Genomic DNA, 23,300 nt, shown 5'->3' with positions numbered 1-23,300 from the left:
CGCGCCGCGCGGTCAGCCGATCAGCAGCCGCGCGCCGAGGGCCGCGGCGAGCGCGGGAGTCATCGTCACCGCGCCGACCTTGAGGAAGCGCCAGAAGCCGACATCCTCGCCCTCGCGGCGGATCGCCTGGAGCCACAGGATCGTCGCGAGCGACCCGGTGATCGACAGATTGGGGCCGAGATCGACCCCGATCAGCAAGGCATCGACGATCAGCCGCGGCGGATGGACCTGCGCCACCGCGGTGCTCGCCACCAGCCCGGCGGGCAAGTTGTTCATCAGGTTCGACGCGAAGGCGAGGATCGTGCCCGACAGCGCGGCGCCCTGTACGGGGTTCGCCGCCGCCGCCTTGAGCGCTGCGGCGACCTGCGCGATCACGCCGGTGCGATCGAGCGCTTCGACCAGCACGAACAGGCCGGCGACAAGCGCGAGCACGCTCCACGACACCTGCCCCGCGAGCGCCAGCGGCGAGCGCTTCGCCAGGGCGCACACGCCGAGCGTCGTCGCGAGTCCGGCAAGGCAGGTCGGCAGGCCGAGCGACAGGTTGAACGCCGACATGCCGATCAGCACGCCGGCGGTCGCGACGATCCCGGCGAGCGCCGCCTTGCCGCCGGTCGAGAGCGGGGTGCGCTCGACTTCCGATTCGCACGATCCCGCGAGGCTCTTGCGCTCGATCCAGCGGAGCGCCGCATAGGTCACGACGATCGCCGCAAGCGAGGGCAGCGCGAACGAGCCGAACCACTGGCCGAGCGGCGGCATCTTCCCGCCATAGAGCACGAGGTTGGCGGGGTTGGAGATCGGCAGCACGAAGCTCGCCGCATTGGCGATCAGCGCGCAGGCGAAGAGCAAAGGCAGCGGTTCGGCCTTGGCCTTGCGCGCCGCGGCGTAGACCGCGGGGGTGAGGACGACTGCGGTCGCATCGTTCGACAGGAAGGTCGTGGTGACGATCCCGGTCGCATAAACGAGCAGAAACAGCCGCGCCGACGATCCCTTGGCGTTGATCGCCGCGGTCGCCGCGACCCAGTCGAACAGCCCTTGCTCGCGCGCGGTTTCGCTGAGCAGCATCATGCCGATCAGGAAGAGATAGACGTCGAGCCCCTTGCCGATCGCCGCGAACGCCGCCGGCGCGGGCATCAGCCCGAACACGACGAGCAGCACCGCGCCGGCCACCGCCCAGATCGCCTCGGGCAAGCGGAAGGGGCGCGTGATGACAGCGCCGGTGGCAGCCGCGCAAATGCCCCAGGTCGCACCGTTCGCGAGGATCACCAATGCCGTCCGTTCTTGTTGGGTCCGAGCTGCGTCCCGGCAAGGCCGTGCTCGGGCCAGGCGCCGATGCTGTGGATGGCATGGCCCGGCGCGATGGGCACGCCGCGGCGCGGGACATCGTCGCTTGCGCGCACGAGGATGTCGATCGTGTCGCGATCCGCGCCGCACGCAACGGTCACGCGGTGGAGTCCGGCCGTGAGCGACACGCTCGCGCGCCAGAGCGCGGGCTCGGGCAGCGCGGTCATCGCCATGTCGGGCTGGCCATCGATTGAGAGGATCACCGGTTCCGCCCCGCGCCCGAACACTTTGGCGACGATCTCGACGGCGCAGGGGCGCGGCACGTGCTGTGGATCCGCCGGGCGCGTCACCATGCGGATGTCGGCGGGCGCGACGATCTGGACGAACGGCCACTCGCCGCCGCTCTCCTTAAAGCGCCAGCTCGGCACGCGATCGTGCACCGTGACGATCGAGAAGCCGGGCCTGCCCCCGCCCTCCTCGATCTCGCCGGTCGAGCGCGTCGCGCCATAGACGACGCGGCCATCGTTGAGCAGTTCGTTATAATGCGTGTGCCCGGTGTCGACGAAGGCGACGCGCGCATCAGCGAAGATCCGCGCGATCGTCTCGCCGTCGGCGGCAAGGTCGCCGGGATAGGCGTGCATGAAGACCAGCGGCGTCTGCCCCTCGGCCTCGGCGCGCGCGAGCTCCTCGAGCAGGCGATTATGGTGATGCCGCGTCAGCCGGAAGTCGGGCCCGCCGGCGCCAGCCGAGATGATGTCGAGGAAGATGCAGCGGTGGCCGGCGATCACCTCGACCTCGGGCCGGTTGTCCTCGGGAAAGCCGGCCTCGTACGCGTCGAGATCGCCGCCCTCGAAATCATGGTCGCCCGGGATCGCGCGCCACGACAGCTGCAATGGCTCGAGCGTGTCGGTGATGACGCGATATTGCTCCGGCGTCGCGTGGTTGGCGTTGTCGCCGGGGAGGAAGACGAAGTCCGCGGCATCGCCGACCGAGGCGTTGATCTCGGCGACGATCGCCGCCAACCGATCGCGGCTTTGCCAACCATTGGCCTCGTCCATGTGCAGGTCGCCGATATGGACCCAGCTGATCGTGCCGCTCATTGCGCGTCCGCCTCGTCCGCGTCGCGCGTGCCGGCGCAGGCCGGACGCAGCGTCCCCGCAAAGCCGATCCACAGCGCCAGGCTGACAAAGGCGAAGCTGCCGAGGATGAAGAAGGCGATATGATAGCCGAGCGCCTGGGCGAGCCACCCGCCGATCGCCGGGCTGAGCGACGCGCCGACGCCCTGGACGGTCATCACCGCGCCCTGCCCGACATTGACGCGCCCGGTGCCGTTGAGCAGGCACGCAACGAGCCCGGGGACCGCGACGCTCTGCAGCCCCGCGCCGATCCCGTCGAGCGCCTGGACCGGCCACACCCCCCATTGTTCGATAAAGCTGCCCGCAAGCACCCCGCGCAGCGGCAGCGCCGCGAACGAGATCAGCAGCACCAGCCAATAGCCCTTGCCCGACGCCATCCGCATCGCCGCGAGCGACGCGACGATCATCACCGCCTGCGCCACCACCACCGTCTGCGCGACGAACAGCGCGGCATTGCCCTTGCCTGCACCGACGACGGCGAGGCCATAGAGCGGCAGCATCGCGCCGTTGCCGAGATGGAAGCAGGCGAGCGATGCCGCCAGGATCAGCATCGGCTTGTTGCGCAAGAGCTCCTTGAAGCCCTCCGCCTTGCCGCTGTCTTCATCGTCGCTCGCTTTGCCTTCGAGCCCGCGCGCGGCGCGGTGGTCGATCGCCTTTTCGGGGATCATCAGCACCGACGCGATCGCCAGCACGCCGAACACCGCGGCGAGATAGAAGATCGCCGGCATCCCGAATTTGTAGCCGAGCCAGCCCGACAGCCCCGCGCCGATCATGTTACCGGCATGGTTCCACGCCTGGTTACGCCCGTTCTGCGCGTTGAAGCCCTTTTGCCGCGCGATGCCGAGCGTCATCCCCGCGACCGCCGGACCGATCGCCGCGCCAGCGATCGCGGTCGCGACCTGGCTGACCGTGACGACCCACGCCGATTGCGACAACAGGATGAGGAAGGACGCCAGCACCGTCGAAATACCGGTGACGATGACGACCAGCCGCTTCTTCTCGGTATGGTCGATAAACGCGCCGGCCGGCGCGGTCATCAACATGCCGGCAACGCCGCCCGCGGTCATCACCGTGCCGATCGGCCCCGACGTCCAGCCACGCTGCTGGAGAAAGACCCCCAGGAACGGGCCGATCCCCGCCTGCATGTCCGCCATGAAGAAATTGAGCGCCTGCAGCGCGGTCTTGCCGCGTGCGCGATCTCCCGAGGTCGCTGCCTCGGAGTCCGCTTGTGCCTTCGCCGCCATCGTACGCTCCTGCTTACACGAATCGAACACCGGCTGGCGTCGGACCTGAATTGTCGGAGCGTAGCGCCGCCGCCGATATGGCGCCTAAACGGCCCTATTCATTTTCGGTTCACATAGATTAAGAAAATCGCCGTCGATCGGTCTGAACGGCGAATTCTGTTTGTCAGACTATTGACGCTAACCCCACCCTGCGCCTACCTTTTCTTTCATAGAGTCCCCGCCCGTGGCGCCCCGCGCCCGGGTGCTCGATCGCACAAGACGAGCCGCCAGAACGAGCGGCCGTGTCAGGAGAGATGAGATGACCGGGCCAGGTGTCGATCGCCGTTCCGCGCTGTTCGCTTCGGTCGCCGCCGGGGCAGGCCCCGCCTTTCCGCTCGCGGCCATGCCCGCCAGCGCCGCCGGGACAGCGGCACGCGGCACAGGCAGCTGCACCACCCCAACCAGCGCGGTCGCACGAACCCAATATGGGCCGGTCCGTGGCTATGTCGCCGACCACGTCTTCACCTTCAAGGGCGTGCCCTATGGCGACGATACCGGCGGCGAGAATCGCTGGCTGCCTGCCAAGTCGCCCAAGCGCTGGAGCGAACCGCGCAACACGCTCGCTTATGGCGCGAACTGCCCGCAGACGCTCCACCCGTTCCGCGCCGCCGAGCATACCTTCCTCCAGCAATGGACTGACGGTTTCCTCGGCGAGGACATGCTCAAGCTCAACATCTGGACACCGTCGCTCAGCGGCAAGCGCCCGGTGATGGTCTATTTCCACGGCGGCGGGTTCAGCTTCGGCTCGTCCTACGAACTCGCCTCGCACGACGGCGCGCAGATGGCGCGCAACCATGACGTCGTGCAGGTCTCGATCAACCACCGGCTCAACGTGCTCGGTTTCCTCGATCTCGCCGAGCTCGGCGGCGCGCCCTACGCCGAATCGGTCAATGTCAGCATGACCGATTGCGTCGCGGCGCTGCGCTGGGTGCAGGAGAATATCGCGAATTTCGGCGGCGATCCCGCGACGATCATGATCTATGGCCAGTCGGGCGGCGGGTCGAAGGTGACGACGCTGCTCGGGATGCCCGGCGCCAAGGGGATGATCCAGCGCGCCGCGGTGCAATCGGGCGGCGGCGGCGCGCTCCCGACCGCCGAACAGTCGCGCGACTTCTCGCGGCGGTTGCGGCGCGAGCTCGGCGTCACCGACATCGCCGCGCTGCAAAAGGCCGACTGGAACACGCTGTTCACCACCGGCAGCAAGGTGGCGGCAGAGATCAACGGCCCCGGCAGCCCGATGGGCGGTCCATCGACCACGGCGCGGGTCGGCTGGGGGCCGACCGATCCGGTGCGCTGCCAGACGATGGTGTTCGATTCGACCTGCCGCATGGTCGACGATCCCGAGGGCGCGGCGCGCGCGGATCCTGCTCGCCTGAGCGCGGCATCGACACATGGGGGGACAGGCGATGACGAGACGAGTGTGGGGAAAGGGCTTGGCTGCGCTCGCGCTGGCACTGGCGATGCCCGCGGTTGCACAGGACGCGCGGATGGTCTCGACTGCCGCCCCGGCCGAGCCGGATGCGATTGCGCTCGGGACCGGCGGCGTCGCGGGGTCGAGCGCGCCCGAGGCGTGGTTCCGCCAATATGGCGTCGCAATGACGCGCAACGTCAGCGTGGCGACGCTGACGCCGTTCCTGCCCGATCCCGCCAAGGCGACCGGCGCGGCGGTGATCGTCGCGCCGGGTGGCGGTTTCCTGATGCTGTCGATGGAGAATGAGGGCTGGCGCGTCGCGCGTGCGCTCGCCGACCACGGCATCGCGGCGTTCGTCCTCAAATACCGGCTCAAGCCGACGCCTGCGGGCATGCCGCAGTTCGAACAGGCGGTCGCGGCGATGTTCGCCGGCGCGGGCTGGGCCGACTCGCGGCTGCGCCCCGGCGATGCGGCGGCCGGGCTCGCCGAGCCGATCGCCGACGAACGCGCCGCCTTCGCGCTGATCCGGTCGCGCGCGGCCGAGTGGCATGTCGACCCTGCGCGGATCGGCATGATGGGCTTTTCGGCGGGCGCGATGACGACGATGGCGACCGCGCTGAAAGCGCCCGAGCTACGCCCCGCCTTTCTCGCGCCGATCTATGGGTCGATGGAGGCAGTCCCGGTCGCCGCCGACGCGCCGCCGCTGTTCGCAGTGCTCGCCGCGAATGACCCGCTGTTCGCGCGCAAGGGGCTCGGGCTGATCGATTCGTGGCAGCAGGCCGGGCGGCCGGTCGAATTCCATCTCTATGGCGAGGGCGGCCACGGCTTCGGGCTCGGCAAGCAGGGGACGACGAGCACCGGCTGGTTCGACGCCTTCATCCGCAAGCTCGACATGACCGGCATCACGCATAGCAAATCCGCAAGTGGAGTCGCCGCACGATGAAGATCTCGATACGGCACGCCGCGCTGGCGGCACTCTGCTTGACGCTTCCAGCGTATGCGGGCGCGCAAACTGCACCGCCCGCCCCGCCCCCGCTGGCGGACTATTTCGTACCGGCCACCGCGGCGCCCAAGGCCCCCGACGCCGACGGTTTCCTCCAGCGCTGGCTGTTGCTCGAGCCGATCGTCAAGCCGAACCGCAGCAATACCGGCTTCACCGAAGCGTACGTCCGCGCAGCCTTTGCCGCCTCGCTTCCGCAAGGTCCACCGATGGCGGTGCCGCGCGACGGCGAGGCTGCGAAGATCGCCGCGGCGCCGCGCTGGCACGCGCTCGATGCGACGCGCTTCGATGCCAAACTGTTCAATCTCGCGCAGAGCCTCGGCAAACCGGTCTACGGCGTGATCTTCTGGGCGGTGACGGTGGTCCAGGCCCCGCGTGAGCTGCGCGGCGTCCGGCTCGCGGTCGGCTCGAACTCGGCGTCGATGTGGTGGGTCAACGGCACGGAGGCAGCGGGGCTCTACGGCGATCGGCGGATGGTGATGGACGATGTCCTTTCGCACCCGCTGACGCTGCACAAGGGGCGCAACGTCATCCGCGGTGCGGTGATCAACGGCCCGGGCCTCAGCGATTTCTGTGTCCGCCTGCTCGATGCGAACGGGCAACCGATCCGCGACATCGTCACCACCACCAAATAGCGCCGCGGCGCGTCGGAGAACGTATGAAAACCACCGTCCTCGCCGCCCTCGGCCTGTGCCTCGCGGCGACACCCGCCGCCGCCCAGCTCGCAGGCGAGCCCTTCATCCACGATCCCTCGACGATCACGCTGTCCGACGGGAAATACTACACCTTCGGCACGCGCGGCGGCGGGCTCGTCTCCGACGACGGCTGGACCTGGCATGCGGGTGGCGAGCGCCCCGGCGGCGGTGTCGCGCCCGACGTGATCCGGATCGGCGAGCGCTTCTATGTCGCCTATGCGGTCGGCGGCGGCGGAATGAACGGCGGGCATGCCAGCCTGGTCGTGGTGATGTGGACCAGCACGCTCGATCCCACATCCCCGGCGTTCGGCTATCACGACGTCGGCGTCGTCGCATCGAGCGACGGGGTCCAGGGCGCCGACGCGATCGACCCGGCCTTCCTCCTCGCCGATGGTCGGTTGTGGCTGAGCTATGGCACCTATTTCGGCGCGATTCGGATGGTCGAGCTCGACCCGAAGACCGGCGGACGGCTGGCCGGCAACCAGCCCGTCGATGTCGCGATCGACATGGAAGCGACGGCTTTGCTGGCCCGCGACGGATGGTATTATCTGCTCGGCACGCACGGCACGTGCTGCGACGGGCCCAATTCCTCGTACAACATCCGCGTCGGCCGGTCGCGCAGCGCGACCGGGCCGTTCGTCGACCAACTGGGCGTGCCGCTGCTCAAGGGTGGCGGCAAGCTCGTCGTCGCGGGGCGCGGGCGGCACTATGGGCCGGGGCATTTCGGGCTGCTCGATGTCGGCGACGGGGTCGAGAAGATGTCGATGCACTATGAGGCCGACATGGACCGCAGCGGGCGCAGCGTGCTCGCGATCGAACCCTTGCTGTGGCGCGATGGCTGGCCGGTCGCCGGGGAGAATCTCGTCGCGGGGACCTACGAAGTCCAGTCCGAGCGCGGCGGCGCGTTGCAGCTGGCGGTCGATGACACGCGGATCGCCTTCGACGCGCGCGCGAGCTTCAGGGCCAAGCCGGACACCCCCGTCGGCCCGATCGCCAACCAGACGCTGGCGCAGGACATGGTCAGCTGGCCCAAGGGGCCGACCGCGGTCGACCTCGGCGACTATATGATCCGCCCGCACCAGCAATGGACGATCGCGCCCGTGCCCGGCGGCGGCGGCGCATTCGGTGCGCCGTATTACAGCATCCGGATCGCCGGCACGACGCGCGCATTGGCGGTGGCGGGCGACGATGTCGGTACCGTTCCCGCCTTCACCGGCGCGCCCGAGCAATTGTGGCGGATCGACCAGCTGACCGACGGGACCTATCGCATCGCGCCAAAGGGCGCTGGCGGGGCGCGCCCGGCACGCGCGCTCGTCGCGATCGGCAGGAGCACCGCTGCGCTGGTGCGCTTCGATCCCGCCAGCCCGACCGGCCGCTGGAGTTTTCAGCGCCCGTGACCGACCAGCGATACAGGATGCCTGCTACAATGGTCGCAGTTTCCGAAGCGCTTCGTCGCTGCTAGGGTGAAAGGCTGTGACGATCAAAGACACCAAAATCGCGGCAGACGATGCCGAAGCCGAAGCCGGAGACGGTTCCGCCCCACCCCCACGCACGCCGCGCGGCAAGGGACGCCGCCTGCGTGGCGCGATCGCGCACAAGCTGGGCGTCGCGATCCTGTCGGGCGAATATGCGCCGGGCGAAACGCTGTCGAGCGAGACGGTCTTTGCCGAGTCGCTCGACGTGTCGCGCAGCGCGTATCGCGAAGGCATTCAGGGGCTGATCGCGAAGGGCCTCGTCGAAAGCCGCCCGAAGACAGGCACCCGTGTCCTGCCGCGCGACCGCTGGAATTTGCTCGATCCCGACGTGCTCGCCTGGGCGTTTGCAGGCGAGCCCGATCCGCAGCTGGTGCGCAGCCTGTTCGAGCTACGGCTGATCATCGAGCCCGCCGCCGCGGGGATAGCCGCTGCCAAGCGTGACCGCGACGACATCAAGCGGATGAAGGACGCGCTCACCGCGATGCGCCGCCACTCGCTCGCGACCGAGCCGGGTCGCGCGGCCGACCGTCAGTTCCACGACGCGATCCTGCGCGCGACGCGCAACGATGCGCTGGTGGTGATGAGCGCCTCGATCGGTGCCGCAGTCGCCTGGACGACGCAGTTCAAGCAGCGCATGCGCGCACTGCCGCGCAATCCGATCCCCGACCATGTGCTCGTCTATGACGCGATCGTCGCCGCCGATGTCGAGGCGGCGACCGCAGCGATGCGGCGGCTGGTCGAGCTGGCGCTCGAGGATACGCAGAGCGTGATGGCGGTCAAAGTATAGCGCGCTGCGAGCGCTCACCCCCCCCCGGAGTTTCGTTTCAGCGTAAATCCCTCAGCCGCTCAGCGCAGCAGCGCCGCCTCGGACCAGCTGACCGGGTCGGGAAAGCGCATCGGCTGCGGCGTGCGCGCCACCAGTTCGATGATCTTGGCGCCTCGCACGTCGACTTTCAGCGACGCCGGCGCCTCGCCGAAGCGCATCGGCGCCGACTGCCCCAGCAGCTTCCCATCGCCATAGACCATGAAGCGCACCGGCTGGCTGCGATCACGTGCCGAATCATCGAACCCGACCAGCGCCGAGAAGGTCGCAAAACCGGCATTGCGCACCTCGAGCCGCGAATTGGCGAGCGTGCCGATTCCGGTGGTGAAGCGGCGCCCCGCGACTTGCAGCGTCTCGCCGTAGGGCGAGCTGTCGGCCTGCGCCCCGCCCCAGCCGCCGTAGCGCGGATGGTCGCCATCGCCGCGCGTGCTCCGCCACGGCAGGATCCCACGATGGATCAGCGGGTCGTGCTCGGGGACGGTCACGCCGTCGACCGCCGGGTTCACCCGGCCGGGTTGCTCGGAGAGATAGAGCCCGTTCGCGAGCGTGCGCGTGCCGTGCGCGGCGAACACCAGCGTCTGGTGCGGCGCGAGCGTGAGCTTGGTCTCCTTGCGGAAGCGCGTCTGGCCGCCGTCCCACAGATCGTCGAGCGTCACCTCGCCATCGGCGGTGAATTTGAGCTGGTCGGCGGTCAGCACGGCATCGACCGGCATCGCGTTGCGGTTGAACACCGCGACCGCCTTGTCGCCACTCGCGAGTGTCTTGACGAGGATCTGCACATCGTCGGTATCGAACGCCAGCACCGCCTGGTTGCCCGCCGGATCCTGGTCGAGCGCGATGATCCGCGCATTGCCGAGGACATCCATCATCGATTTCGGCGCCTTGCGCAGGTCATAGCCGATGAACAGCGGCGCATTGACCATCGCCCAGAGCGAGAAATGCGAGCGCGCCTCGTTCATATGGTCCGCGTCGAAGTCCTTCGTGCCGACGAACAGCATGTCCGGGTCGTTCCACGAGCCGGGATGGGCATAGAGCGCGCGCCGCACGGTGGTGTCGAAATTGTGCAGCATCCGCGACCAATTGGGCGAAATGTCCTCGCTGGTGCGCGAGATACCGGCGACATCCTTGCCCCAGGCGCGCACGTCGGCCGCGCCCCACAGGCAGAGCGAGAAGAGATAGTCATTGTCGGGATTGGCGCGCTGCAACGCCTGGCCGACCGCTTCGTACAGGCGGCGTACCCCCGCGATATCGCTGTGACCGACCGATTCGACATCGACCAGCGGCGGGAAGGCGCGATATTGCCCCGCGATCACGCGGGGCTCGGTGGCCGGCAGGCCCCGCACCCCGCACCCGTCGACCTTGATCAGGTCGAACCCCCATTCGCGGAAATAGAGCGCAATGTCCTGCTCGACATGGCCGTACAGGCCCACTTCGCGTTCGGCGACGGTGCCTTCGGGCAGGTTGAGCGGATCGGTGCTGAACACCTGCCCACAGGTGTTGCGACCGATGTCGGAATAGATCCCGGCCTTGAAGCCCATCGCGTGCAGCCGGTCGGTGAACGGCTTGAAGCTGGTCTCGCCGCCCGGCCCTGCCCCCTTCGCCGACGGAAAGGTCGCGGTGCGGATGATCAGCCGCCCGTCGGGCTGGCGGCGCTTGAGCCACCAGCCATCATCGACGTCGATATAGCGATAGCCTTTCGCCGCGAGCCCCGAATCCTTGATGATCTGCGCGGAGGCCATCACCTTTTCCTCGCTCACATCCTCGTAAAAGGCGTTCCAGCTGCTCCACCCCATCGGCGGCAGCGCAGCCGCGCCGGCGCTGTAGGCGCTCCACCGGCCGGTCGGCGCAAGGTCGTCGGCCGCGGCGAGCGCCGGGGAGAGCGTCGCCGCACCCGCCAGCAGGGCTTGAATGATCCGGCGCATCAGCGGGGTACCTTTGTCTCGAGCATCTTGCCGAAGAACGGCATGACGAAATTCTGGAAGCGCACCGCAACGTCGCTGGTGTGCGTCCCCGGATAGATAGTGAAGCTGTTGGCGATGCCGTAGCGATCGAGCGCCTCGTGGAGCTTGGTGGCGTCGCCCTTGAGGCCGTCCTGATCCCCCACGTCGATCGCAATCGCCTTATAGTGCCGGAGATTGCCGATATACTGATCGACGAACGACAGCGGCGCGTTGGCCGCCCATTTCGCGACCACGTCGGTCTGCACGACGCCGTCCTTGGTCGGCAGATCGAGATAGAAAGGCGGGTTCTTCGGGTTGGGCGACCAGGCCGCCGCGCTGGCGAATTGCGCGCGCGCAAAGAACGGGAGGGCGACCACCGCCTCGCGCGTGCGCACCGCTTCGAGCGCGGCGCCGGCCTTGGGATCGAACTGCGATGGATCGCGCGCCGACAGGCAGCACGGGCTCATCATGTAGATCGCGCCGAACATGTCGGGATGCCGCATCCCGATCCGCGCGGTGCCATAGCCGCCCATCGAATGCCCGGCGAGCCCGCGGCTGCGCCGGTCGGCGAGCGTGCGGTAGTGCGCGTCGACATAGCCGACGAGGTCGCGCGCGATGAAGGTCTCGAAATCGCCGGTGGTAGCCGAGCTCGAATACATCGAGCCGTTATGCAGCGTCTTCGAATCGGGCAGCACGACGATCATTTCGGGCGTACCGGTGGCAAACGCGCCCTCGATCGTCTGGGGGACGTGGATCTCGCCGGTCCATTGCTCGGCGCCGATCGAATACCCGTGAAGCGCATACAGCACCGGGTAGCGGCGCTTGGGGTTCGCGGCATAGCTCGGCGGGAGGATGACGAGCACGTCGCGTTCGGCCGATTCGCCTTCGAGATTGCCGACGATGCTCGGTGCGTGGACCGTGATCCGCTCGATGGTCACGGGTCGCGCGCCCGCGACGGGCGGCGGGACATGGGTCGGCACCTGCGCCAGCGCCGGCGTCGCGGCCGCGGGAAGCGCCAAAGCAACCGCGCAGGCCAGCATCGACCGACGGTGGCGCCTGGTCCACTCGCTGTACCCTGTCGGCACGTTACTCTCCCCGGATCGCCTGTCGGCGTCGTGGCCGATCGCGCTTCTTGTCTGTCTAAAGCGCGATCGGGTCAATTCCCCGTGCAGCCAAATCGCGACAGCGTCTCAGCCGCCGCGCAGCAGCTTCATCACCAGCGCGCGGATCCGCCCATAATTGCCCTGGCGGAGCGGTCCGAGGATGCCGTGCTGCGCCTCGGGCAGATGCGCTAGCGGGTGCCCGTCGGGCCGGAAGACGTAATGGTCGAAGAACGCCCGCCACGCCGCGCGCTCGGCCGGCGGGCGCTCGGCGATCGCGATCATCGCGAGCAGCAGGCTGGTGTAGGGCGCGTCGGGTCCGCTCGCGAAGCCATCCCACCAGTAATTGACGAGCCCGTTGAACGGCGCGGTCGCCTCGACCGAATGCCACCATAGTTTGGGCAGATACAGCGCATCGCCCGGTGCCAGATCGACCGTGATCGCCAGGTGGCGGACCGCGGCGAAATCGGGATAGCGCGGGTCGCCCGGCGCGGCGCTCGCGGCAAGGCTCACCGGCTGCCCCGCCAGCGTATGATCGATCGGCCCGACATAGAGATTGGCGATCGCGGATGGCGGATAGAGCGTGAAGCGCCGCTGCCCGGCGACAACGCAGGCGATGTTGTCGAACGTGTCGTAATGACAGCCGATCGCCGAGGCTGTCCCGAGCCAGATGCGCGGAGATACATCGTCGGGTACGATCGCGATACGGTTCTCCGCGGCGAAGCCCGGGAGATGGCTGTCGGTCGGCAGCGAGCCCATATATATCGAAGACCGCCCCGCTGTGTCGGCGGCCTCCGCGATACGGCGAAGCGCCTCGCCGAAGCCAAGCGTCTCCCGAGAGAACGTGAAGTCTGCGAGGTTGTCGGCATAATCGTAGCGGCCGCCGATCGCGGGGTCGCCGATAAAGGCCTCGGCGCTTCGCCCGGCATCGAAGCGCGCGAGATAGGCGAGCAAGGCCGCGCGCGACTCGGCCTGCGCCGCGACCACGGGCCAATCGCGGCAGAGCCCGCGCAGCACGACCGGTTCGCATGCGCGCGCGACCTCGGCGACGAAGCGCTCGCGACCGAGCGTCGCACCATCGAGCGTCCGCAGCGACGAGGCCGCGTGCGGCATCACCCGGCGGCGAGTTGATCGTTGCGCAGATGCGCGAGCCGCGCAACGTGCTGCAAGGATCCGATCACGGCGTGCGCGAGCGCGAGATCGCCAGCGCGGAACAGCGCGAGCACCGCGGCATCGTCGAGGTCGGCGAGCGCGTCGCGGCTGATCGTGTAGAGCCCTTCGAGCACGAGGCGTTCGCCATCGTCGAAGCTGAACGACAGGTCGATCGGCTCGACCAGCTTCAACGCGAGCATGCGTTCGAGGAACGCCGCCGTCCGCGGCACGCCGGCATGGAGTTGCGCCAGCGCGCGCTGGATTCGCTTCAACGCTGCAGCGGGTTCCCCGTCCTCGAAAAGCGGCGGCGCCGCGGCGGTTGCGAAGCGGGCGTGCTCCCGGTCTAGCACGATCGCATCGTCGGTCACGAAAAAGCCCTCGCGGACGAATTCGCACAGCCGGTCGGCGGTCCCGGCATCCGGGGTGCCCTGGACGACATTCTCGCCCGGCTTGAACCCAAGCATCGCGCCGGCATAGAAATCGCCGGTCTCGGCATTCTTGGAAAACAGGATTGGGAAGCGCGCAGCCGCGGCTTCGAACTCGCTCGTGACGAGCGGCACGAAGTGGCGCTGACCGGCGACCGGCGGCGCGACGTGGACCGCGGCATGGTCGTGCAGATTGAGTATTTCCAGCTTCGCCACCGCCGCCATCTCCCGAAATCGATCCGCCATGTGTCATGGCTTTGCGCCCGGCATAGGCGGTCGCACCGGCTCCGGCCAAGGGCGCGATACGATTTTTTGTTTACACCGACAAATCGACTTGCGCTGTGCATCTGGTAGCGATACCAAAGCGCTTATCCACGGTGCACCCGACGAGAGTCGTTCGACCGAGGAACACCGAGCCCTGCGCCAACGATGCGGAGGGTAGAAGACCAGAAAACAATTCAGGAGGGGATTATGATGCACCGATCAGAATACGCCGATCGTCGAACCGCAGCCGCCCGGCAGCGCAAGCTGCTCCTCGTTGGCGCTTCCAGCCTGTTCGCCCTTGCACTCGCCGATCCGGCCGCAGCGCAGTCCACCGACGCGCAGGGCACCCAGACCGCCCAACCCGGCCCGGTCGAGCCCGCCGTCCCCGCCACCGCCAATCCGACCGACGACACGTCGCAGGACATTATCGTCACCGGCCTGCGCGGCTCGCTCCAGCGCAACCTCGACATCAAGCGTACCGCAACCGGTGTAGTCGACGCGATTTCGTCGGAAGATATCGGCAAATTCCCCGATTCGAACGTGGCGGCATCGCTCCAGCGCCTCCCCGGCGTGTCGATCCAGCGCTCGGGCGCACGCGGCGAAGCAACCGGCATCACCGTTCGCGGCTTCGGCGGCGATTTCAACACGACGCTGTATGACGGCCGCCGCATCTCGACCGCGACCGGCGGACGCCAGATCGACTTCTCGACCGTCGGCTCGGATTTCATCGGCCGGCTGAGCGTGCTTAAGACCCCCGACGTCGCGCTCACCGCGAGCTCGATCGGTGCGACGGTCAATGTCGAATTTCCCAAGCCGTTCGATCACCCCGGCTTCCGTCTGGCGACGAGCATCGCTGGCTCGATCCAGGATCGCTCGGGCAAGATCGTCCCGACCGGCGGCGTGCTGCTCAGCGACACCTTCGCCAACGGCACGCTCGGCGTACTCGCCGACTTCATCTACACGCGCCGCGACACCGACACCAACCGCGTCGGCGTCAACGGCTGGTCGGGCGGCTATTACGCGCCGTGCCAGCTCAAGGGCAGCACTGCCGCCACCTGCGCGCCGACCTCGACCGCGGGTGCGCCGGCATCGCAGCGCCAGACCGTCGTCGGCTGGTTCCCGCAGCAATATGTCTACGAGCAGGACCGTACCAAGGACGAGCGCTATGACGGGCGCATCGCGCTGCAATGGCATCCGTCCGACGACGTAATGGTCACGATCGACGACAATTTCTCGCGGCAGAAGGTCGTTACCGACATTTACGGCTTCGGCGTGTGGTTCAACCAGGGCGCGCTGCGCAATGTCGAGCTCGACAAGAACGGCCAGGCCACCAACTTCACCCAGACCGGCTCGCCGACCGATTTCACCTCGGCCATCAACACCGAAGTGCTGCAGACCAACGCGATCGGCGGCAACGTCAAATGGGATGCAAACGAGCATCTGACGCTCGAGGGCGATCTCAACTACGCACAGAGCTGGCGCAACCCCGACGGCAATATCGGCAGCCAGAATGGAGATATCGGCTATGGCGGCGCGCTTGGCACGACCACCGGGCTGCAGATCGTCGGCGATAGCAAGAATGCGTTCCCTTCGCTGATCGCGTACGGGCCCAATGGCAGCGCTGCGGACTTCGCCAACCCGGCGCTGATCGGCTCGCACGTCACGGTCAACCAGACCCAGCGCAACACCGATACGCTCAAGCAGGCGCGCTTCGGCGCGACCTGGCATCAGGACAATCTGACGATCAAGGCCGGCGGCCAATATATCGAAGACCGCTTCCAGCTGAACAACCAGAGCACCTTCACCAACAATTACTGGCAGGCCTATGCCGGCTACGGCACCCCCTCGGCGCAGGGTGGCGGCATCGCGCCGCTGCCGGCCAGCCTGTATCAGGGTTCGATCTCGACTAACAACTTCATCCCCGGATTCAAGGGATCGTTGCCGCCGTCGCTCGTCATGTTCAGCCCGATCGCGTATCAGAACTATCTGACCAGCCTCGGCAATCCGCAGACCAAGAACATCCCGGGCTATAACTATTCGGGCGTGACCGGCTTCACCGGCACCTTCGACGAGCAGGTCGACCCCGGCAGCATCCAGGACGTTCGCGAAAAGACCTGGTCGCTCTACATGAGCGTCAACTTCACCGCCGATATCGGCAGCATGCCGTTCCACTTCAACGCGGGCGTGCGCAACGAGAACACGCATCTGACTTCGGTCGGCCAGGGGCGTCAGCCGCTGGTACTGAGCACGAGCAGCGCCGATCCGACGCTGCTGACGGTGTCGAGCTACACCCCGGTCCAGGCGGTGACGAGCAAGAGCAACTATTCCTACCTGCTCCCGACGCTCGACGCGCGGCTTGAAGTCACCGACCGGCTGCAGCTGCGCTTCGATGCGTCGCGCACGCTGACGCGTCCGGCGCTGAACCTGCTCTCGCCGGTGCTCAACGTCGGCAGCGGCCAGCGCGTCAACGCGCTGACGGCGAGCGGCGGCAACCCCAACCTCAAGCCGTATCTGTCGGACAATTTCGACATCGCAGCCGAATGGTATTACAAGCGCAACTCGTATCTGTCGGTCGACTTCTTCGTGAAGAACGTCAGCAACTTCATCGTCGGCGGGGTCACCCGCCAGGCGATCAACGGCGTGGTCGATCCGACCACCGGGCAGCTCGCCAGCTTCGCGGTGACGCAACAGGTCAACGGACCCGATGCGACGGTGCGCGGCGTCGAAGTGGCGTGGCAGCAGGTGTTCGGCGACAGCGGCTTCGGCTTCACCGCCAACGCCACCTTCGTCGATACCAACAAGCCGTACGATCCGACCAACATCTCGCAGACCGGCTTTGCCGTGACGGGTCTGGCGAATTCGGCGAACTTCGTTGGCTTCTACGACAAGCACGGCTTCCAGTTCCGCGCCGCGCTCAACTGGCGCGACACGTACCTGCTCCAGTTCGGGCAGAACCAGAATACCGGCCAGTTCGGGGCCGAGCCGACCTTCGTCAATTCCAGCCTGCAGCTCGATCTGTCGTCGAGCTATGACATCAACAAGCATTTCAGCGTGTTTGGCGAAGTCCAGAACGTCAACAACAACCAGCAAAGCACGCATGGGCGCTTCGACAATCAGCTGCTCGACGTGTTCGACTATGGCCGGCGCTATCTCGCTGGCGCACGCTACCGCTTCTGACCCCCTCCCCCTCGGGGGCGCCATATCGGCGCCCCCGTTTTTTTGGTAATCGGGCGCGATGCAGAGCATCAAGAATATCGTGATCGTCGGTGGCGGCACCGCCGGCTGGCTGACCGCCGGGATCATTGCCGCGCGCCATCAGGGCCGGATGCCGGCCGGCTTTACCGTAACCCTGGTCGAATCCCCCAACACGCCGATCATCGGCGTCGGCGAGGGCACTTGGCCCACGCTCCGCGCAACGCTGTCCAAGATCGGCGTGTCGGAGAGCGATTTCTTCCGCGAATGCAACGCCTCGTTCAAGCAGGGCGCGCGCTTCGCACGCTGGACGACGGGCGAGCCCGATGAGGGCTATTACCACCCGCTGATGCTGCCGCAGGGCTTTGCCCGCGTGAACCTTGCCGAGCATTGGCTCGCCGGCGACGCCGCCCAGAGCTTTTGCGATACCGTGTCCCCGCAAGGGCGGCTGTGCGACGACGGGCTGGCGCCCAAGACGATCGCGACCCCCGAGTTCGAGGCCGTCGCCAATTACGCCTATCACCTCGACGCGGGCAAATTCGCCGGCTTCCTCCAGCGGCATTGCTGCGAGAAGCTCGGCGTCCGGCACGTGCTGGCCGACGTCCAGCATGCGACCCAGGCCGAGAATGGCGATATCCTCAGCGTCGTCACCGAACAGGCGGGCGAAATCCCCGGCCACCTGTTCGTCGATTGCACCGGCTTTGCCGCGCTGCTGATCGGCAAGACGCTCGGCGTGCCGTTCAAGAGCTGCAGCGACACGCTGTTCTGCGACACCGCGCTGGCGGTGCAGATCCCCTATGCCGACCCCGAAGACCCGATCGCGTCGCACACCATCTCGACCGCGCAATCGTCGGGCTGGATCTGGGACATCGGTTTGCCGACACGGCGCGGCGTGGGCCACGTCTTTTCGAGCAGCCACATTTCGGACGACAAGGCCGAGCAGGAATTGCGCGCCTATCTCGGCCCCGCGGGCCGCGACCTGCCGGTGCGCAAGCTGGCGATCCGCGCCGGGCACCGCGAGACCTTCTGGAAGAACAATTGCGTCGCGGTCGGACTCGCCGCGGGCTTCCTCGAACCGCTCGAGGCGTCGGCGATCGTGCTGATCGAACTCTCGGCCAAGCTGATCGCCGAGCAGATGCCGGTATGCCGCGAAGTGATGGACATCCTCGCCGCGCGCTTCAACGCGACGACGCACTATCGCTGGGGGCGGATCATCGATTTCCTCAAGCTGCATTACGTGCTGACCAAGCGCACCGACAGCGACTTCTGGCGCGACAATGTCCGCGCGGAAAGCATCCCCGACCGGCTGCGCGATCTGCTGACGTTGTGGAAATATCAGCCGCCCTGGTTCCACGACGAGTTCGACCGCGTCGAGGAGGTCTTCCCCGCGGCGAGCTATCAATACGTGCTCTACGGCATGGGCTTCCAGACCGAGGTCGCACGCGACGCGATCGCCGGCGACACCCGGCTTGCCGAACAGGCGCGCCGCGAGGCGGCGAGCCAGACCGAGCGGCTGCGCGCTGGCCTGCCGCGCAACCGCGACCTCATCCGCAAGATCGTCGAGCGCGGCCTGCCGGCCATCTGATCCATTCCCGAGCGCTCTCCTTTCCTTCGACCCGAGGTATGTCATGACATCGCTCTTCTCCTTTGCCGCACGGACCTTGCTCGTCGGCGTGAGCCTCGCCGCGGTGGCGGCCCAGGCGCAGGTCGCGCCGGCCCCGCCGAGCGCGGTGCGCGCGGAGGCCGATCGTCTGGCGAGCGCGATCGTCGCGCGGATGACCACCGCGGAGAAGCTGCCGCAGTTGCTCAACGTCGCGCCGGCGATTCCGCGGCTCGACATCCCGGCCTATAATTGGTGGACCGAGTCGCTCCACGGCGCGATCGGCGCGGTGCCGACGACCAATTTCCCCGAGCCGATCGGGCTTGCCGCAAGCTTCGACGCGCCGCTGGTGCATCAGGTCGCCGGCGCGATCAGCAGCGAGGTGCGCGCACTCCACACGATCGGGCGGCAGACCGGCAAGCTCGGCCGGATCGGCACCGGGCTCGATACCTGGTCGCCCAACATCAACATCTTCCGTGATCCGCGCTGGGGGCGCGGTCAGGAGACCTATGGCGAGGATCCCTATCTCAGCGCGCGCACCGGCGTCGCGTTCGTGACGGGCATGCAGGGGCCGAACCCCGATCTGCCCGAGGTGATCTCCACGCCGAAGCATTTCGCGGTTCACAGCGGCCCCGAATCGACGCGCCACGCCGCCAACGTCTATGTCTCACCGCACGATCTCGAGGACACCTATCTCCCCGCGTTCCGCGCCGCGATTGTCGAGGGCCGCGCAGGCTCGATCATGTGCGCCTACAACCGGATCGGCGGCCAACCCGCCTGCGCCAACGACCTGCTGCTCAAGGATCACCTCCGCGGCGCGTGGGGCTTCACCGGCTATGTCGTGTCGGATTGCGATGCGGTGAAGGACATTGCCGACAACCACAAATACGCCCCCGACCAGGCGACCGCGGTCGCCGCGGCGATGAAGGCAGGGGTCGACAATGAATGCCATACACAGACGATCGGCGATATCGGCGGCCTGCCCGATCGCTTCCGCGAGGCACTCAAGCGCAATCTGATTTCCGTAGGTGATATCGACCGCACGTTGGTCCGGCTGTTCTCGGCGCGGATCCGCAACGGCGATCTGCCCGGCGTGGCGGGCGCCCCCGCAGTCGTGCCGGCGCGTGCGATCCTGACGCCCGACCATATGGCGCTCGCGCTGCAGGCGGCCGAGAAGAGCCTGGTGCTGCTCAAGAATGACGGCGTGCTGCCGCTGCGCGCCGGCGCGCGGATTGCGGTGATCGGCCCGCTCGGCGATGCGACGCGCGTGCTGCGCGGCAATTATTCCTCGACCCAGTCCGCGCCGCCGGTCTCGGTGGTCGAAGGGCTGCGCCGTGCGGCGGGCGCGGGTGCCGTGACGCTCGTGCCGTTCGGGGAGTCGATCACCGATGGCGACCGCGTGCCGGGCAGCGCCTTGCTCACGCCTGACGGCAAGCCGGGGCTGCTGACGCGCTATTTCAACCCGGTTACGCCGCCAAAGCTCCCCTTCGCGCCCGGCACCGACCGCGCGATCCAGGCCGCTTTGACCTATCAGGCGCGGCCCGTCGTGACGCGGACCGAGGCCGACGTCGCGTCGCGCGCCTTCGATCTGCCGAGCGTCAACGACTATCACCGCACCGAATGGACCGGCTTTATCGTGCCGCCGGTCACCGGCAGCTACCGGCTCGGCCTCGGGGGCAGCGGTCTGCTCGAGATCGACGGGAAGACCTTCCTCGATGTCGGCGGCGACCATCGCGGGCCGTTGCCGTCGCTCAAGACGGTAACGCTCGAGCAGGGCCATCGCTATCGCCTGCGGCTGGTGTCGACCGCGCGCGGCTTCGGCAATACCGATCTGGTGTGGAAGCTGATCTTGGCGCAACCCGACGCCGATCTCGCGGCGGCGGCGGCCAAGGCCGACGTGCTCGTCGCGGTGGTCGGCCTGACCTCGGACATGGAGGCCGAGGAGACCGGCACCGACATCCCCGGCTTCAAGGGCGGCGACAAGACCTCGCTCGACCTGCCCGCCGAACAGCAGGCGATGCTCGAGCGCGCCAAGGCGACGGGCAAGCCGCTGATCGTGATCGCGATGAACGGCAGCCCGATCAATCTGGCCTGGGCGAAGGACAATGCCGCGGCGATCGTCGAGGCCTGGTATCCCGGCCAGTCGGGTGGGCAAGCGGTGGCGAACGTGCTGACCGGCAAGGCCGATCCGGGCGGCCGCCTGCCGTTGACCTTCTATCGCAGCGTCGCCGACCTGCCGCCGTTCGACGATTATGCGATGACCGGGCGGACCTATCGCTACTTCACCGGCAAGCCGGTCTATCCGTTCGGCTATGGGCTGAGCTTCACCAGCTTTGCCTATGCCCCGCTGACCGTCATGCCCGCCGCCGGTGGCGCCGAAACCGGGCTGCGCGTGACGACCGAGGTCAGCAATACCGGCAAGCGTTCGGGCGACGAAGTGGTGCAGCTCTATCTCAACTTCCCTGACCAGCCCGGGGTGCCGCGCGTTGCGCTGCGCGGCTATCAGCGCGTGACGCTCAAGCCGGGCGAGCATCGCGCCGTGACCTTCGACCTGTCGCCGCGCGATCTCAGCGCGGTGGCGATCGATGGGACGCGCCAGGTGATGGCGGGGAAGTATCGCGTGAGCGTCGGATCGGGCCAGCCCGACAGCGGCGTGCCGGTACAATCGGCGCAGTTCACTACGGCGCGTGGCGCGTCGGTGCCGCTGTAACGGGCGACCACCTGAGTCATGCCGCACTCGATCCGGCCTCCATGCGAGGCGCTTGCGTATAGCGGGCGTCTCGCATGGCCCCGGATCGGATCCGGGGTGACGGCGCTTTCGGCATTGCCGGGTTAGCGCTCCAGTTCGATCAGCGCGACACCCTGGCGTGGGATCGTGACGTCGATCCCGCCCGCGCTCAGCGCCAGCGGCTCGGCCACCAGTCGCGACGCCGCCTGCAACCGCGCGACCTGATCCGCGCTCGGCCGCACCGGGCTGCCCATCGCCTGCCAGGCGCCGAAGGCGTTGCCGTGGCTGGCATCGACGCGCCACAGCCGCGCAACGGCACCATGCTTGCCCGCGAGCGAAACATGCACCGCGGCGGCCGGCCCCGCCACATCGTCGTCATGATAGTTCCACAGCAGCATCGCGAGCTTGCCGCCCGCCGTGCGCGTCGCGAGCACGCCGACATCGGGCACCCCGCGCACACCGTCGCGCACGATCCGGTCGAGCGCGATCTCGCCGTCGCTGCTCGCGGCGACCTGCGTCTCGCCGAGCTTGGCGAACAGCCGCAGCACGTTGAGCACCGCGAGGTCGACGCCGTTGCTCGCCAGCTGGCGATAGCCCGCGAACCACGGCTGCCCGACAAAGGTGAACGACCACGACAGCGCGCCGTCGAGCCGCACGTCGCGCCGCCGCGCGAGAGCCCAGAGCCGCGCATAGCTCGCCGCGGTGTAGCTCGCGTACAATGTCCCGTTGCGATAGGCATTGGCCGGACCGGGGCACGCCGCACAGCCTTCGGGATCGTTCTCGCCGATCACGATCGGCGTGTGCGCCAACGCAGGCACCGCGGCGATCTTGGCGAAGCCCGCGTCGGCGGTCTGCAACTGGTTGGCGATCCCCATGCGGACATGCCCGTCGACGACGCTCGGCTGGCCCTTGGCGTGGAACGAGACGAAGTCGGTCGGCGTGCCGGTCTTGCCCGTCGCGTAATTGGTGCCGCTCGTCACATGCGTGAGGAACCCGTCCATGAAGGCGTCACCCGATCCCGCGACGTCGGGCCCGCCGACGCGCGCGCTCGGCAGCGCGCGGCGCACCGCATCGATCGCCAGGTCGTGCATCCGGTAGAATTCTTGCGGATCGCCCGCCCAATAGAAATCGAGATTGGGCTCGTTCCACACCTCGAAATACCAGCGCTCGACCTCGGCGCGGCCGTAGCGTTCGACATTGTGGCGGGTCCATTGATAGACCAGTTCGGCCCACTTCGCGTAATCGCGCGGCGGATAGTTCCAGCCGCCGGTGCCGTTGCCCTTGGGGCCGTTCGCGCTCCACGGCCGGCGATACGGCACGTCCGCGGGCGCGGACGACAAAGCCTGCGGCATGAAGCCGATCTCGAGATAGGGGTGCAGCCCGCGCGAGCGATAGGCGTCGAGGATGCCGTCGACGATATGCCAGTCATAGACCGGCTTGCCGTTGCGTTCGGTGTAGACGTTGGTGCTGCCCCATTTGAAATCGGACGTGCCGTCACCGCTCGTCAGCAAATTGTGCGCGCGGAAATACACCGCGTCGGGGCGCAACTGCCCGAGTTCGAGCAGTAGTTTGGCGCCATCGGGCTGGGTCGCGTAATTGGGCTCGTCGGCGCCGAAGAAGCGCCAGATCGGCGGTAGCGGCGCGACTACGCGGTCGGCATCGACCTGCACCGCAACCGACACCGGCGCGAGCGCATCCGGGGCGGGCGCGGCGGAGACCAGCAACGCCGCACTCGCCAGCAGGGCATGGACCTTCGCGCGCATACCCGTCTCCTAAGGACCCGCGTCACCGGCGG

Annotated in this window: 15 protein-coding genes and 1 pseudogene; 8 read left to right on the top strand and 8 right to left on the bottom strand. The window is 67.8% G+C overall.

Annotated features, from left to right (window positions below; translation table 11 throughout):
- Positions 1-12: 12 nt before the first annotated feature.
- The 3 genes from ACVWYO_RS10825 to ACVWYO_RS10815 are packed head-to-tail and all read right to left on the bottom strand — an operon-like array spanning position 13 to position 3,661.
- The gene (locus tag ACVWYO_RS10825) at positions 13-1,263 is read right to left on the bottom strand and encodes an arsenic transporter (protein ID WP_457350672.1); all 1,251 of its coding nucleotides are present in this window, start codon (positions 1,261-1,263) and stop codon (positions 13-15) included.
- Positions 1,260-2,381: a metallophosphoesterase family protein gene (locus ACVWYO_RS10820; RefSeq protein WP_457350670.1), complete on the bottom strand. Its 1,122-nt coding sequence runs from the start codon at positions 2,379-2,381 to the stop codon at positions 1,260-1,262. The genes ACVWYO_RS10825 and ACVWYO_RS10820 overlap by 4 nt, the downstream gene beginning before the upstream one ends.
- A complete protein-coding gene (locus tag ACVWYO_RS10815; protein ID WP_457350668.1) occupies positions 2,378-3,661 on the bottom strand; it encodes an MFS transporter in 1,284 nt (427 codons plus the stop codon). The genes ACVWYO_RS10820 and ACVWYO_RS10815 overlap by 4 nt, the downstream gene beginning before the upstream one ends.
- 298 nt (positions 3,662-3,959) lie before the next feature.
- On the opposite strand from ACVWYO_RS10815, the pseudogene ACVWYO_RS10810 reads away from it, so the two are divergent.
- The 5 genes and pseudogenes from ACVWYO_RS10810 to ACVWYO_RS10790 all read left to right on the top strand — a co-directional run.
- Positions 3,960-4,832, top strand: a pseudogene (locus tag ACVWYO_RS10810) (carboxylesterase family protein); the annotation flags it as partial.
- 274 nt (positions 4,833-5,106) lie between these two features.
- Positions 5,107-6,054 (top strand): alpha/beta hydrolase, encoded by a 948-nt coding sequence (locus ACVWYO_RS10805; RefSeq protein ID WP_457350666.1) that lies wholly within the window; start codon positions 5,107-5,109, stop codon positions 6,052-6,054.
- The gene (locus ACVWYO_RS10800; RefSeq protein WP_457350664.1) at positions 6,051-6,746 is read left to right on the top strand and encodes an acetylxylan esterase; all 696 of its coding nucleotides are present in this window, start codon (positions 6,051-6,053) and stop codon (positions 6,744-6,746) included. Before ACVWYO_RS10805 ends, ACVWYO_RS10800 begins: the two co-directional genes overlap by 4 nt.
- Before the next feature lie 23 nt (positions 6,747-6,769).
- Positions 6,770-8,203: a family 43 glycosylhydrolase gene (locus ACVWYO_RS10795; protein ID WP_457350662.1), complete on the top strand. Its 1,434-nt coding sequence runs from the start codon at positions 6,770-6,772 to the stop codon at positions 8,201-8,203.
- Between the two features lie 178 nt (positions 8,204-8,381).
- Entirely contained in the window at positions 8,382-9,068 is a 687-nt protein-coding gene (locus tag ACVWYO_RS10790; protein ID WP_457354953.1) for a FadR/GntR family transcriptional regulator, read from the top strand.
- Between the two features lie 59 nt (positions 9,069-9,127).
- On the opposite strand, the gene ACVWYO_RS10785 is transcribed toward ACVWYO_RS10790, so the two are convergent.
- The 4 genes from ACVWYO_RS10785 to ACVWYO_RS10770 form a co-directional block, all read right to left on the bottom strand.
- Positions 9,128-11,026 carry an NPCBM/NEW2 domain-containing protein gene (locus tag ACVWYO_RS10785; protein WP_457350660.1) on the bottom strand — a complete coding sequence of 633 codons (1,899 nt, stop codon included), beginning with the start codon at positions 11,024-11,026 and terminating at the stop codon, positions 9,128-9,130.
- Entirely contained in the window at positions 11,026-12,084 is a 1,059-nt protein-coding gene (locus ACVWYO_RS10780; RefSeq protein WP_457354951.1) for an alpha/beta hydrolase, read from the bottom strand. The genes ACVWYO_RS10785 and ACVWYO_RS10780 overlap by 1 nt, the downstream gene beginning before the upstream one ends.
- A gap of 150 nt (positions 12,085-12,234) precedes the next feature.
- Positions 12,235-13,257 carry a cupin-like domain-containing protein gene (locus ACVWYO_RS10775; RefSeq protein ID WP_457354949.1) on the bottom strand — a complete coding sequence of 341 codons (1,023 nt, stop codon included), beginning with the start codon at positions 13,255-13,257 and terminating at the stop codon, positions 12,235-12,237.
- Positions 13,257-13,967, bottom strand: a complete 711-nt coding sequence (locus ACVWYO_RS10770; protein WP_457350658.1) for a SapC family protein — start codon at positions 13,965-13,967, stop codon at positions 13,257-13,259. The genes ACVWYO_RS10775 and ACVWYO_RS10770 overlap by 1 nt, the downstream gene beginning before the upstream one ends.
- A 228-nt stretch (positions 13,968-14,195) precedes the next feature.
- On the opposite strand from ACVWYO_RS10770, the gene ACVWYO_RS10765 reads away from it, so the two are divergent.
- Genes ACVWYO_RS10765 through ACVWYO_RS10755 form a run of 3 tightly spaced genes read left to right on the top strand, consistent with a single transcriptional unit; the run spans position 14,196 to position 21,487 of the window.
- On the top strand, positions 14,196-17,162 hold the full coding sequence (locus ACVWYO_RS10765; RefSeq protein ID WP_457350656.1) for a TonB-dependent receptor: 2,967 nt from the start codon (positions 14,196-14,198) through the stop codon (positions 17,160-17,162).
- Positions 17,163-17,220: 58 nt separating this feature from the next.
- The gene (locus ACVWYO_RS10760; protein ID WP_457350654.1) at positions 17,221-18,762 is read left to right on the top strand and encodes a tryptophan halogenase family protein; all 1,542 of its coding nucleotides are present in this window, start codon (positions 17,221-17,223) and stop codon (positions 18,760-18,762) included.
- A 43-nt stretch (positions 18,763-18,805) separates the two neighbouring features.
- The gene (locus ACVWYO_RS10755) at positions 18,806-21,487 is read left to right on the top strand and encodes a glycoside hydrolase family 3 C-terminal domain-containing protein (protein ID WP_457350653.1); all 2,682 of its coding nucleotides are present in this window, start codon (positions 18,806-18,808) and stop codon (positions 21,485-21,487) included.
- A 122-nt stretch (positions 21,488-21,609) separates the two neighbouring features.
- On the opposite strand, the gene ACVWYO_RS10750 is transcribed toward ACVWYO_RS10755, so the two are convergent.
- Positions 21,610-23,268: a GH39 family glycosyl hydrolase gene (locus ACVWYO_RS10750; RefSeq protein WP_457350651.1), complete on the bottom strand. Its 1,659-nt coding sequence runs from the start codon at positions 23,266-23,268 to the stop codon at positions 21,610-21,612.
- Positions 23,269-23,300 lie beyond the last annotated feature (32 nt).

Source organism: Sphingomonas sp. UYP23 (genome assembly GCF_054059235.1).
This window is presented reverse-complemented; position numbering and strand designations above follow the sequence as displayed.